Raw genomic sequence first — 12,613 nt, 5'->3', positions numbered from 1 at the left:
TCTTGCGCTGCGGCCGGTGCTCCGGCAGCAGGCATCGGGACGCCTAGCGCACCAGGCAGGGCCGCTTGTTGTCGAAGGTCCAGTTGGGGATCAGCGCCTGCATGGCGACGGCATCGTCGCGCGCGCCCAGGCTCAACCCTTGATAGGTACGATGCGCCGCTTCCAGCGCGTCCATGTCCAGCTCTACGCCCAGGCCGGGCGTTGCCGGCACCTGGATCTGGCCGCCTTCGATCTGCAGCGGATCACGGGTCAGGCGTTGGCCGTCCTGCCAGATCCAGTGCGTGTCGATGGCGGTGACGCGCCCCGGTGCGGCGGCAGCCACATGGGTGAACATCGCCAGCGAAATATCGAAATGGTTGTTGGAATGCGAGCCCCAGGTCAGGCCCCAGTCGCGGCACAGTTGCGCCACCCGCACCGAGCCTTGCAGCGTCCAGAAATGTGGGTCGGCCAGCGGAATATCCACCGACTGCAACTGGATGGCGTGACCCATCTGGCGCCAGTCGGTGGCAATCATGTTGGTGGCCGTCGGCAGGCCGGTGGCGCGACGGAATTCCGCCATCACCTCGCGGCCGGAATAACCCTGCTCTGCTCCGCACGGGTCCTCGGCATAGGCCATCACACCGTGCATATCGCGGCACAGCGCGATGGCCTGCTCCAGCGACCACGCGCCGTTGGGATCCAGGGTGATGCGCGCCTGCGGAAAGCGCGCATGCAGCGCATGGATCGCCTCGATCTCCTCCTCGCCCCGCAACACGCCACCCTTGAGCTTGAAATCGCGGAAGCCGTATTTGGCGTAGGCCGCTTCGGCCAGCCGCACCACCGCGGACGGCGTCAGTGCCTCCTGGTCGCGCACGGTCTCCCAGGCATCGGTGGCAGCGCTGCCGTCGCGGTAGTCGAGCCCGGTCTTGCGGCGGTCGCCGATGAAGAACAGGTAGCCCAACACATCTACCGCATCGCGTTGCTGGCCTTCGCCGAGCAGCGCGGCCACCGGTTGATCCAGGAACTGCCCAAGCAGGTCCAGCAATGCCGCTTCGATGGCGGTCACCGCATGGATGGTGATGCGCAGATCGAAGGTCTGCAGGCCGCGTCCGGCGCTGTCGCGATCGGCGAAGGCGGTGCGTACCTGATTGAGGATGCGCTGGTAGTCGGCGATGGAACGGTCGCGAATCAGCGCGGCCGCCTCGTTCAACAGGCCGGCGATGGCATCACCGCCCGGTACCTCGCCCACGCCGGTGCGCCCGGACGAATCGCGCAGCACCAACACATTGCGGGTGAAGTACGGCGCGTGCGCGCCGCTGAGGTTGAGCAGCATGCTGTCCTGGCCGGCCACCGGCACCACGCAGATGTCGGTAATGCGCGGCGTGGCACCGACGCCTGCCGCAGAAGTATGGATGTTCATCAGGGGTCTCCGAAGACGGTCAACGCGGTGCAGGTATGGGCGCGGCCGGGCCACCCGGAGGGGCCTTCAGTTCCACACGCTTGATTTGCCCGACCACGAACAGATAGGACACCACCGCCAGCAGGGCATTGAGCCCGACAAAGACCAGTGCCCACTCGAAGGTGCCGGTGGTGGAGACGATGTAGCCAATGACAATTGGCGTGGTGATGCCGGCGATATTGCCGAAGGTGTTGAACAGGCCACCGGACAGGCCGGCGATTTCCTTGGGCGAGGTGTCGGCCACCACCGCCCAGCCGAGCGCGCCGATGCCCTTGCCGAAGAAGGCCAGCGCCATCAGCCCGACCACCATCCATTCGACCTGCACGTAGTTGCAGCCGATCATCGTCACCGACATCAACATGCCGATCACAACGGGCGTCTTGCGCGCGACGGTGAGCGAGTAGCCCCGCCGCACCATGCGGTCGGACACATAGCCACCCAGCACGCCACCGATGAAACCGCATACCGCCGGCAACGACGCCACGAAGCCCGCTTCCAGGATCGACATGCCGCGCTCCTTGACCAGGTACACCGGGAACCAGGTCAGGAAGAAATAGGTCAGCGTGGTGATGCAGTACTGGCCGATATACACGCCCAGCAGCATCCGGTTGCACAGCAACTGCTTGGCGTAATGCCACTGCGTCCCCTTGGGCTGACTACCGGGCTTGTTGCCCTGTTCCATGTCCACCAGTGCGCCGTTGCGCTGGATGTAGTCCAGCTCCTGCGCAGACAGACGCGGATGGTCGCGCGGCGCATAGATCGTCTTGCGCCACAGCAGCGCCAGCAGTACGCCCACGCCGCCCATCACCAGGAACACATGTTCCCAGCCCCAGGCATGCACCAGCCAGCCCATCAGCGGCGCAAACGCCACCGTGGCGAAGTACTGCGCGGAATTGAAGATGGATGCGGCCAGGCCGCGCTCTGCAGTGGGAAACCAGGCCGCCACGATGCGGCTATTGCCGGGGAACGACGGCGCTTCGGCAATGCCCACCAGAAAGCGCAACACGAACAGCGTGGTCACCGCCCAGGCGACCGGCACCCAGCCGATGAAGCCCTGCAACGCGGTGAACAACGACCAGATCAGCAGCGACAGCCCATACACGCGGCGCGAGCCGAAGCGGTCGAGCAACCAGCCACCGGGAATCTGCCCGGCCACATAGGCCCAACCGAATGCGGAAAAGATGAAGCCCATCTGCAGCGCGTCGATGCCCAGCGCATCCTGGACCGCGGAACCGGCGATGGACAAGGTGGCGCGATCGGCATAGTTGATCGTGGTGACCACGAACAACATCAACAGGATCAGGTAGCGCCTGCGCGGAACCGTCGGTGCGCCGACTGTCGTTGAACCGACCGTTTTTGAATCGATAGCCATCATCGTTCCTCACCTATGACGATGGAAGCGCACTGCGCTTCGGTATTCCAAGTGGGCCTGCGGTTGGCGTGCCGGACCCTCCTCCGGCACGCCTCAGGCAACGTTGCAAACGGGTCGGTCAGTCGTGGCCCAATGCGCCATCCACGCGACGCCACAGGCCCAGCGGATTGCCGTGCGCCACGGCCGCCGGCAGCAGCGCCGCCGGCAGGTCCTGGTAGCAGACCGGGCGCAGGAAGCGATCAATCGCCAGCGTGCCCACCGAGGTACTGCGGCTGTCGGAGGTGGCCGGGAACGGGCCGCCATGCACCATGGCGTGGCAGACCTCCACACCGGTGGGCCAATCGTTGACCAGGATGCGGCCGGCCTTGCGCTCGAGCACCGGCAGCAATGCCCCCGCCAGCTCGGTATCGCCCTCGTCCATGTGCAAGGTGGCGGTGAGCTGGCCTTCCAGCTGTTCGCTCAATGCATGCAACTGGGCAATGTCCTTGCACCGCACCAGCAGCGAGGAGGCGCCGAAGACCTCGGCCTGCAGCGCTTCCTCAGCCAGGAAGGCATCGGCGTCGGTACCGAACAACGCCGCCGGGCAACGCCCCGTGTCTGCGGCCGCGCCACGTGCCAGGGTGGCGACCTGCGGATGCGCGTCCAGGCGCTGCACGCCTTGTGCATACGCATGACCGATGCCGGCAGTGAGCATCGCCGCCGGCGACACCTCCTGCAGCGCTTGCGCTGCCGAGGCAATGAAGCCATCCAATGCCGGCGAATCGATCGCCAGCAGCAGGCCGGGGTTGGTACAGAACTGCCCCGCGCCCAGGGTGAGCGAACCCACGAACGCCTTGCCCAGTGCCGGCGCGCGCGCTTCAAGCGCATGCGGCAACAGATAGACCGGGTTGATGGCGCTCATTTCCGCATACACCGGAATCGGCTCGCGGCGTGCGCAGGCAATCCTGACCAACGCCATGCCGCCGGCCCGCGACCCGGTGAACCCCACTGCCTTGATGCGTGCATCGGCCACCAGCTGCGCGCCGATCTCGATGCCGGCATCGAACAGCAGCGAGAACACGCCTTCGGGTAGACCGCACTGCGCCACTGCCGCCTGGATCGCGCGGCCTACCAATTCGGAGGTTCCTGGATGCGCGCTGTGCGCCTTGACCACCACCGGGCAACCGGCCGCCAGGGCGGAAGCGGTATCGCCACCGGCCACCGAAAACGCCAGCGGGAAGTTGCTGGCACCGAACACCGCCACCGGCCCCAGTGCGATATGGCGCTGGCGCAGATCCGCACGCGGTAGCGGCGTGCGCTGCGGCATGGCGGGGTCGATGCGCGCCTGCAGCCAGCTGCCTTCGCGCACCACGTTGGCGAACAGCCGCAGCTGGCCCACGGTGCGCCCGCGCTCGCCTTCCAGCCGTGCACGCGGCAGCCCGCTTTCGCGCATGGCGCGTTCGATCAGCGCATCGCCCAGTGCCAGGATCTGCTCGGCGATGGTCTCCAGAAAGCCGGCGCGCACTTCCAGCGAGGTGTCGCGATAGGAATCGAACGCCGCGTGCGCCAGCGCGCAGGCCTGTTCCAGATCCTGTGCGCTGGCCGAGGCGAACACCGGCTGCAGCGCGTCGCCGCTGGCCGCATCCAGTCCCTGAAACACCGCACCGGCGCCGGGCACGCTGCGTTGGCCGATCAACGATTCACCCTGGATGGCATGCATCAGCGGCGTCCTCCGATCAATTGCTTGAGCTGGGCGAATTCGTCCTCGTTGAGGTCGGCCAACGGCGTACGCACCGGGCCGGCCGGGCGGCCGACCGCGCGCATGCCTGCCTTGACGATGGACACCGCATAGCCGGCGCGGCGATTGCGCAGCACCGTGTACGGCAGCACGAAATCGTTGAGCTCGCGGTAGATGGTGGCGTGGTCGCGCGCGCGCACCGCCGCATAGAACGCCAGCGCCCACTCGGGCAGGAAATTGAAGATGGCCGACGAATAGGTGGTGACGCCCATTTCCAGATACGGCAGCGCGAAGGTTTCGGCCGTGGGCAGGCCGCCCACGTACAGCAACCGGTCGCCCAGCCGCGCATAGATACGGGTCATGCGATCCACATCGCCGATGCCGTCCTTGTAGCCCACCAGGTTGGGGCAACGTTCGGCCACGCGCGCCAGGGTCACATCGTCGAGCTTGGCATTGGCGCGGCCGTAAACGATCACGCCCAGCCTGGTCGACTTACAGACGCGTTCGACATGGTCGGCCACGCCCTCGGCATCGCACTCGGTCAGGTACGGCGGAAACAGCAGGATGCCGTCGGCGTCGTTGCGTTCGGCGGCCTGCGCCATCTCGATGGCGATCGCGGTGCCGTAGCCGGCTGGCGCAATTACCGGCATGCGCCCGGCGGTCTGGGTCACCGCGGCACGCACGGCGCGGTTGACCTCGTCCAGGCTCAGCGAAAACAGCTCGCCGGTGCCGCCGGCGGCAAACAGCCCGGCGGCCGGATGCGAGGACAGCCAATCCAGGTTGGTGCGATAGGCCGGTTCGTCGAACGCCAGCTCGGCATCGAAATGGGTGACCGGAAACGACAGCAACCCGGCGCCAAGCGCCTGGGCCATTTCGGACGGGGTGTATCTGCTGCTCATCGGACAAACGCTCCTAGGCGGGGGATGGCTGATCCTAGGAACGCAGATCATTGCTGGTCCAAACCAAATTACGTATTGTTTGATACACGATTCGAATCAATCGCATCATGGATGACGCGAAACCGGCGCAAATGGCTGCTTTGCAACGGTTTTCTGCGGTCTACGTAATTATGGATGCTCGTGCTCGTTGTCGGCGGCTTGCCGGTGTGCCGCGTATTCATCCGCGAATCGCGCGCAACGATGTTGCACTTGCAGCATCGAATTCATCCAAATCGCCCATCGAGGGGCTGCTGTCATGTTCGATCTGCCCCAGCTGCGCTGCTTCGTTGCCGTTGCCGACGAGCTGCACTTTCGACGCGCAGCCGAGCGCCTCAACATGACCCAGCCACCACTCAGCCGGCAGATTCAGCTGCTGGAGCACAGCGTTGGCACCGCTTTGCTGGAGCGCAACAGCCGGCACGTGCGGCTGACCCAGGCCGGGCGCAGCCTGCTGGCCGAAGCGCGCGCGATCCTGCGCATGGCCGAGAACGCCGGCCTGCGTGCACGCCGGATCGGCACCGGCGATGCCGGCAGCGTCTCGGTGGGCTTCACTGCCGGTGCCAGCTATCGCTTCCTGCCTGAGGCCATCGCGCGCTGGCGCAGCGAGGCACCGGATGTGGATTTGCAGCTGAAGGAAATGGTCAGCCTGGCGCAGCTGGATGCGCTGGACGCAGGGCGTCTGGATATCGGCCTGCTGCGCCCGCCGATCCAGCGTCCCAGCCTGCACAGCCGCTGCGTGGCGCGTGAGCCGCTGATCGCCGCGCTTCCCGAAGACGCGCCGCTGGCACGCCACGACAGCCTGCGCCTGCAGGATTTCGACGGCCAGCCGCTGGTCAACTACGCGCCCGATGAAGCGCGCTACTTCTACGATCTGCTGGCGCAGCTGTTCGGCAGCCGTGGCATCGCGCCGCGCTCGGTGCAATACGTCAGCCAGATCCACTCGGTGCTGGCACTGGTGCGCGGCGGCATGGGCATGGCGCTGGTGCCCGAAGGCGCGAGTGGCCTGCGCTACGCCGGCATCGTGTACCTGCCACTGCGCGATGAGGCGCCGGCCACGCCGGTGGAATTGCATCTGGTGTGGAAGCAGGACAACGACAATCCGGCGCTGCGCCGGCTGATCACCTGAGTACTGCGAGCGCGTTGGTCGCGCAGGACTGTGCATTGCCACCATCACGCAGTGATGCGCGCTCAGGGTTTCCGCGTCGACCTTGTCCGACTCGCGCGCGCCGGAGCGTCCTGAAAGCGGGTGCCGTGCATGGCTGCGGTCCAGCCGAGACTGCGCCCCGACGTGAGCGCGGTGCAGGACACGTTGAGTGCTGACTTCAGATGGATTGCGAGCACCCGCAAGGCGCTCCCAGTTCCTGCCGGTATGAGCAAGCGGCGCTCACGCATCGCCTGCAGCGCCACTCGCGATGGACACAGCGCGTAAGGCTGACCGCTTTGTTTCCACTGCAACGCGCTGCGCCGAAGCGATCAATGCACTGCGTTTCATGGTGCGCGCCGTCGCACACGCCGATCCTTCCGGCCTGCTGCAACGCTTGGCAAGATCACGCTCCGGCCTACTGGCGCCCCACGCTCTGCACCACATGCAGGCGACGCAGCCGGCGCATCACTTCGGCCAGGTGGCGGCGGTCGCGCACCTGGATATTGAAGCGCAGCACTGCGGCATTGAAGTCGCGGTCCAGATAATCCACGCGTTCGATGTTGGACTGGCTCTGCGCAATCGCCGCGGCCAGCTGCGCAAGCACGCCGGTGCGGTTTTCCACCTCCACGATCAGCGCGGTGTCGTAATCGCCACTGACGTTGGAATCCCAGTCGATCGGCACCCAGCGCTCGGGCGACTTGCGCAGCTCGGCCAGGTTCGGGCAATCGAGCCGGTGCACCACGATGCCCTTGCCGGCGGTGTGGTAGCCCATGATCTCGTCGCCGGGAATCGGCTGGCAGCAGTTGGCAAAGCTGATCACGCCGCGCTCGCTGCCGTCGATCAGGATCTTTTCGTGCGAATGCTTGGAATGCCCGCCACCGCGCAGTTCGGCGTAGGCCATCAGCGCCTGCGCGGCCTGGGTCGGCATCCAGTTGCCCAGCGCCACATCGGCCAACAGCGCCTCCAGGCGCGGGTAACGGTGCTCGTTGAGGAAGGCGTCCAGCCGGCCCTTGGGCAGGCGCTCCAGCGAGCTGTCCATCGCCTCCAGCGCGCGGTCGAGCATGCGATGCCCCAATTGCACGGCATCTTCGTGTTCGAGTTGCTTGAGCTGGTGGCGGATCGCAGTGCGCGCCTTGCTGCTGACCACAAATTCCAGCCACTGCGGCTTGGGCGTGGCCGAACGCGCGGTGATGATTTCCACCGCCTGCCCGCTGACCAGCTTGGTGCGTAGCGGCACCAGCTTCTTGTCCACGCGCGAGGCCACCGCGCGGTTGCCCACGTCGGTGTGCACCGCATAGGCGAAGTCCAGCGCGGTGGAGTTGCGCGGCAGCGCCAGGATCTTGCCCTTGGGCGTGAACAGATAGACCTCGTCCGGGAACAGGTCGACCTTGACGTTGTCCAGGAACTCCAGCGACGAGCCCGCCGCGCGCTGCGAATCGATCAGCTCCACGATCCAGTCGTGCGCACGGCTCTGCGCGCTGTTGGGCGCAGCCGAACCCACCTTGTAGGTCCAGTGCGCCGCCACGCCGCGCTCGGCGATCAGGTCCATCTCTTCGGTACGGATCTGCACTTCGATCGGCGAGCCATACGGCCCGAACAACACCGTGTGCAGCGACTGGTAGCCGTTGGCCTTGGGAATGGCGATGAAATCGCGGAAGCGCCCGTCCAGCGGCTTGAAGGTGGCGTGCACCGCGCCCAGTGCGTGGTAGCAATCGGCCACCGTGCGCACCACCAGGCGGAAGCCGAACACGTCCATCACCTGGTCGAAGGACTTGTTCTCTTCATGCATCTTCGAATAGATGCTCCACGGTGTCTTGATACGGCTGACCAGACGATGCTCCAGCCCTTCCTTGGCCAGCCGCTGCGACAGCTGCACCTCCACCTGCGCCATCGATTCGCGCCGCACCACCGGCTGGCTGCGGATATGTTTTTCGATGATGGCGTGGCGCCAGGGATACAACGCGCGGAAGCCCAGGTTCTGCAGCTCGGACTTGATCAGGCTCATGCCCAGGCGCTGGGCGATGGGCGCGTAGATCTCCAGCGTTTCGCGCGCGATGCGGCCGCGCGCCTCGGTGCTCTGCGCGCCCAGCGTGCGCATGTTGTGCAGGCGGTCGGCCAGCTTGATCATGATCACGCGCAAATCGCGCGACATCGCCAGCAACATCTTGCGGAAGCTTTCGGCCGCCGCTTCCTGGCGGTCGCGGAACTTGAGCTTGTCCAGCTTGGTGACGCCATCGACCAGCTCGGCCACCGCTTCGCCAAATTCGGAGGCCAGCTCCTCGCGCGTCAGCGGGGTGTCTTCGATGGTGTCGTGCAGGATCGCGGCGATCAGCGACTCCATGTCCAGGCCCAGCTCGGCCAGCACCCCGGCCACGGCCACCGGGTGGGTGATGTAGGGCTCGCCGGACTTGCGGGTCTGGCCGGCATGCGCGGTGGCGCCCACTTCCCAGGCACGGCGCAGGATCGGCAGCTGCTCCTTGGGCAGGTAGCTGGCAGCGCGCTCGAAGTGCAGGACGTAGTCGGGAATCGCCGGGTCGGAGGACGGGGACGTCGCCACGCTCGCCTGGGCAGTGGGGCCTGGGTTCATGGCGGAAGACTATGCCAGTGGCCGGTTTGCGGCAATGCGGCACGTGAACGCGCAAGGGCGTCGACGGCCGCAGCGCTGGTCGTGCGGCCTTGCGGAGGCCTGGTCCGCACGCCCTGCGCCATTGCCCAGACCAAGCGACATTTGCCCGGTTGCTACACTCCAGATCCATTGCCCCGCGAGACGCCGATCCATGCACGCCCCACCCGGCCTGATCATCTTCGACTGCGACGGCGTGCTGGTCGACAGCGAGCCGCTGGCCTGCGCGGTCCTGGCACAGACGCTGCGCCGGCATGGCGTGGACATGGACGCCGCTGCGGTCAAGCAGCGCTTTCTCGGGCGTCGCCTGGCCAGCGTCCGTGCGCATGCACAGACATTGGGCATCGCCCTGCCCGACACCTTCGAGCCCGATCTCAACACCGAACTGCTGGCGCGCCTGCGCAGCGAACTGCAGCCGGTCCCCGGCGTGGCCGCACTGCTGGAGGCGCTGGACCGGCCGCTGTGCGTGGCCTCGTCCAGTCATCTGGAACGGGTCCGGCTATGCCTGCAGGTCACCGGGCTGGCGCGTTACTTTGGCCCGCACCTGTACACCGCCGAGCGCGTAGCGCACGGCAAGCCGGCGCCGGACCTGTTCCTGTTCGCCGCCGAGGGCATGCAGGTTGCGCCCGGCAACTGCCTGGTGATCGAAGACAGCCCCAGCGGCCTGCAGGCGGCACGCGCGGCCGGCATGCAGGGCTGGGGGTTCACTGGTGGTAGCCATCACGGCGCCACGGCCGACGCTGCTGCATCGCTGGCCACGGCCGGTGCGGTGCGCGTGTTCGACAGCATGGCGGCCGTGTCCGCTGCGCTGGATGCCGCCGGCTGCGTACGCCCGGGCACTGCGTTAGGCTGAGACGTCCACGCGTCCACATGTGAAAGATGGTCAACTCCGACAGCGACACCACGCGACTCGACGCCGCTGCCCGTGCCGGCTGGCTGTACTACATCGCAGGCAACACCCAGGACGAAATCGCCCGCAAGCTCAAGGTCTCGCGTGCCACCGCGCAGCGGCTGGTGTCGTTGTGCCTGAGCCAGCGCCTGATCACCTTTCGCCTGGAACACCCGATCGCCGCCTGCATGGATCTGGCCGCGCAGCTGCAGGATCGCTTCGGCATCGGCTATTGCGAAGTGGCGCCCACCGATCCGGCCGATCCGGGCCTGGTCACCGGCGTGGCCGAGCGTGCGGCGGCGCTGCTGGAATCCACGCTGCGCAGCGACACCCCGAGCATCATCGGCATCGGCACCGGCCGCTCGATGCGCGCGGCGGTGGAGCGGATTCCGGCGATGCAGACGCGCAATCATCAGCTGGTGTCGCTGGTCGGCAATATTTCACCGGACGGCTCGGCGAGCCCATTCGATGCCGTGGCGCGGCTGGCCGACCTGACCGGCGCCCAGCACTACCCGATGCCGCTGCCGGTGTTCCTGTCCTCGCAGACCGAGCGCAAGAGCCTGCTGGGCATCGAAGTGGTGCGCAGGGTGCGTGCCATCGCCGACAAGGCCGATCTGCGCCTGGTCGGTGTCGGGCAACTGGACCAGACCGCCCCGCTGCATGTGGACGGCTTCATCAGCCGGACCGAGCTGCTGGAACTGATCCGCCTGGGCGCCGTGGGCGAGGTCATCGGCTGGGCCATCAATGCCGACGGCGAGATCATCGACGGCGGCAGCAACCTGCGCCTGACCAGCATGCCGCACAGCGTGCCGTCGCGCAGCCTGACCATCGGCGTGGCCGCAGGCACGGTCAAGGTGGGGCCGATCAAGGCCGCCTTGAAGGGCCGCATCCTCAATGGCCTGATCACCGACGAGCACACCGCCAAGGCCTTGCTCGCGGGCTGAGTCACGCCCGCGCGCCACAGCGCAAGACGGTTCATTCGTGAAATTTGTCATCCGGCTGCGGGCGCCCTGGCGTGCGCGGCGATGCTGCGTTGCACGATCGAAAGTGCTTTACAGCGTGCCGGCAGCGTGGGCATATGCGCATCACACGGGCATTTGCTCAACCAACCTCGACCCGAGGCACCGGTATGAACACTTCGATCAAGTTGCTGATCTGCGTGGGACTGAGCACCGCACTGGCCGGCTGTGGCGGTGGCGGACAACAGGACCGCAATGCGGCGGCCAGCCAGGACACGCTGGTGATCGCCACCGTCAACAACGGCGACATGATCCGCATGCAGAAGCTCACCGCCGACTTCACCGCCAAGCATCCGGACATCAAGCTGGAGTGGGTGACGCTGGAAGAAAACGTGCTGCGCCAGCGCGTGACCACCGACATCGCGACCAAGGGCGGGCAATTCGATGTCCTGACCATCGGCACCTACGAGGTGCCGATCTGGGCCGAGCGCGGTTGGCTCAAGCCGCTGACCTTCGACGCCGACTACGACGTGGATGACCTGATGCCGCAGATCCGCGATGCGGTCAGCGACAAGGGCAAGCTGTACGCAGCGCCGTTCTACGCCGAAGGCTCGATGCTGATGTATCGCACCGACCTGCTGCAGAAGGCCGGCCTGCAGATGCCGGCGCAGCCGTCGTGGAGTTTCGTGGCCGATGCCGCGCGCAAGCTCACCGACAAGCAGAACGGCGTGTACGGCATCTGCCTGCGCGGCAAGGCCGGCTGGGGCGAGAACATGGCCTTGATCAGTGCAATGGGCAACGCCTTCGGTGCGCGCTGGTTCGATGAGCAGTGGAAGCCGCAGTTCGATCAGCCGGAATGGAAAGCCGCACTTCAGACCTACGTGGATGTCATGAAGCAGGCCGGCCCGCCCGGCGCGGCCTCCAACGGCTTCAACGAGAATCTGGCGCTGTTCAACGCCGGCAAGTGCGCCATGTGGGTGGATGCCACGGTGGCGGCGTCGTTCATCAGCAACCCGAGCGAATCCAAGGTGGCCGACAAGGTCGGCTTCGCACCTGCGCCCGATGCCGGCAAGGGCAAGACCACCGGCTGGCTATGGGCCTGGAATCTGGCAATCCCGGCCAGTTCCAAGAAGGCAGACAAGGCGCAGACCTTCATCGCCTGGGCCACCGGCAAGCACTACATCGACCTGGTCGCCGCCAAGGACGGCTGGGTCAACGTACCGCCGGGCACGCGTCAATCGCTGTATGCCAACCCCGCGTATCTGAAGGCCGCGCCGTTCGCCAAGCCGACCCTGGCCGCCATCCAGGGCGCCGACACCCATCATCCCGCCGTCAAACCGGTGCCCTATGTCGGCGTGCAGTACGTGGCCATCCCGGAATTCCAGTCGATCGGCACCACCGTCGGCCAGCAGTTCTCTGCGGCGCTCACCGGCTCGGTCAGCGTGGACGACGCGCTGAAAAACGCCCAGGCCAGCACCGAGCGCGAAATGCTGCGCGCCGGCTACCCGAAGAAGTAACGCCTACCTTTCCGTG

9 protein-coding genes are annotated in these 12,613 nt (G+C 66.5%); 4 read left to right on the top strand and 5 right to left on the bottom strand.

Annotation, left to right across the window (positions count from 1 at the left end; all coding sequences use genetic code 11):
- Positions 1–43: 43 nt before the first annotated feature.
- The 4 genes from gudD to kdgD all read right to left on the bottom strand — a co-directional run bounded on the left by gudD (position 44) and on the right by kdgD (position 5,426).
- Positions 44–1,399 carry a glucarate dehydratase gene (gene gudD, locus A7D17_RS18885; protein WP_064510506.1) on the bottom strand — a complete coding sequence of 452 codons (1,356 nt, stop codon included), beginning with the start codon at positions 1,397–1,399 and terminating at the stop codon, positions 44–46.
- A 19-nt stretch (positions 1,400–1,418) separates the two neighbouring features.
- The gene (locus A7D17_RS18880; protein ID WP_064510505.1) at positions 1,419–2,813 is read right to left on the bottom strand and encodes an MFS transporter; all 1,395 of its coding nucleotides are present in this window, start codon (positions 2,811–2,813) and stop codon (positions 1,419–1,421) included.
- Positions 2,814–2,928: 115 nt separating this feature from the next.
- Entirely contained in the window at positions 2,929–4,509 is a 1,581-nt protein-coding gene (locus A7D17_RS18875) for an aldehyde dehydrogenase (NADP(+)) (protein ID WP_064510504.1), read from the bottom strand.
- Positions 4,509–5,426, bottom strand: a complete 918-nt coding sequence (gene kdgD, locus A7D17_RS18870; RefSeq protein WP_064510503.1) for a 5-dehydro-4-deoxyglucarate dehydratase — start codon at positions 5,424–5,426, stop codon at positions 4,509–4,511. The genes A7D17_RS18875 and kdgD overlap by 1 nt, the downstream gene beginning before the upstream one ends.
- Positions 5,427–5,721: 295 nt before the next feature.
- Between kdgD and A7D17_RS18865 the strand changes: the two genes are divergently transcribed.
- Positions 5,722–6,591 carry a LysR family transcriptional regulator gene (locus tag A7D17_RS18865; RefSeq protein ID WP_064510502.1) on the top strand — a complete coding sequence of 290 codons (870 nt, stop codon included), beginning with the start codon at positions 5,722–5,724 and terminating at the stop codon, positions 6,589–6,591.
- A gap of 433 nt (positions 6,592–7,024) precedes the next feature.
- Here the strand turns inward: A7D17_RS18865 and A7D17_RS18860 are convergent, their stop codons facing one another.
- Positions 7,025–9,196, bottom strand: coding sequence for a RelA/SpoT family protein (locus tag A7D17_RS18860; protein ID WP_064510501.1), 2,172 nt, complete (start codon positions 9,194–9,196; stop codon positions 7,025–7,027).
- Between the two features lie 190 nt (positions 9,197–9,386).
- On the opposite strand from A7D17_RS18860, the gene A7D17_RS18855 reads away from it, so the two are divergent.
- The 3 genes from A7D17_RS18855 (at position 9,387) to A7D17_RS18845 (ending at position 12,597) form a co-directional block, all read left to right on the top strand.
- A complete protein-coding gene (locus tag A7D17_RS18855; protein ID WP_064510500.1) occupies positions 9,387–10,085 on the top strand; it encodes an HAD family hydrolase in 699 nt (232 codons plus the stop codon).
- A gap of 26 nt (positions 10,086–10,111) precedes the next feature.
- Complete coding sequence (locus A7D17_RS18850; RefSeq protein ID WP_064510499.1) at positions 10,112–11,065, top strand: sugar-binding transcriptional regulator; 954 nt, start codon at positions 10,112–10,114, stop codon at positions 11,063–11,065.
- A gap of 185 nt (positions 11,066–11,250) precedes the next feature.
- On the top strand, positions 11,251–12,597 hold the full coding sequence (locus A7D17_RS18845; RefSeq protein WP_239692253.1) for an ABC transporter substrate-binding protein: 1,347 nt from the start codon (positions 11,251–11,253) through the stop codon (positions 12,595–12,597).
- Positions 12,598–12,613: the final 16 nt, after the last annotated feature.

The organism is Xanthomonas floridensis, from assembly GCF_001642575.1.
Classification (GTDB): Bacteria; Pseudomonadota; Gammaproteobacteria; order Xanthomonadales; family Xanthomonadaceae; genus Xanthomonas; species Xanthomonas floridensis.
Note: the sequence above shows the minus strand (reverse complement) of the source record. Positions and strands in the feature narration are given on the sequence as shown.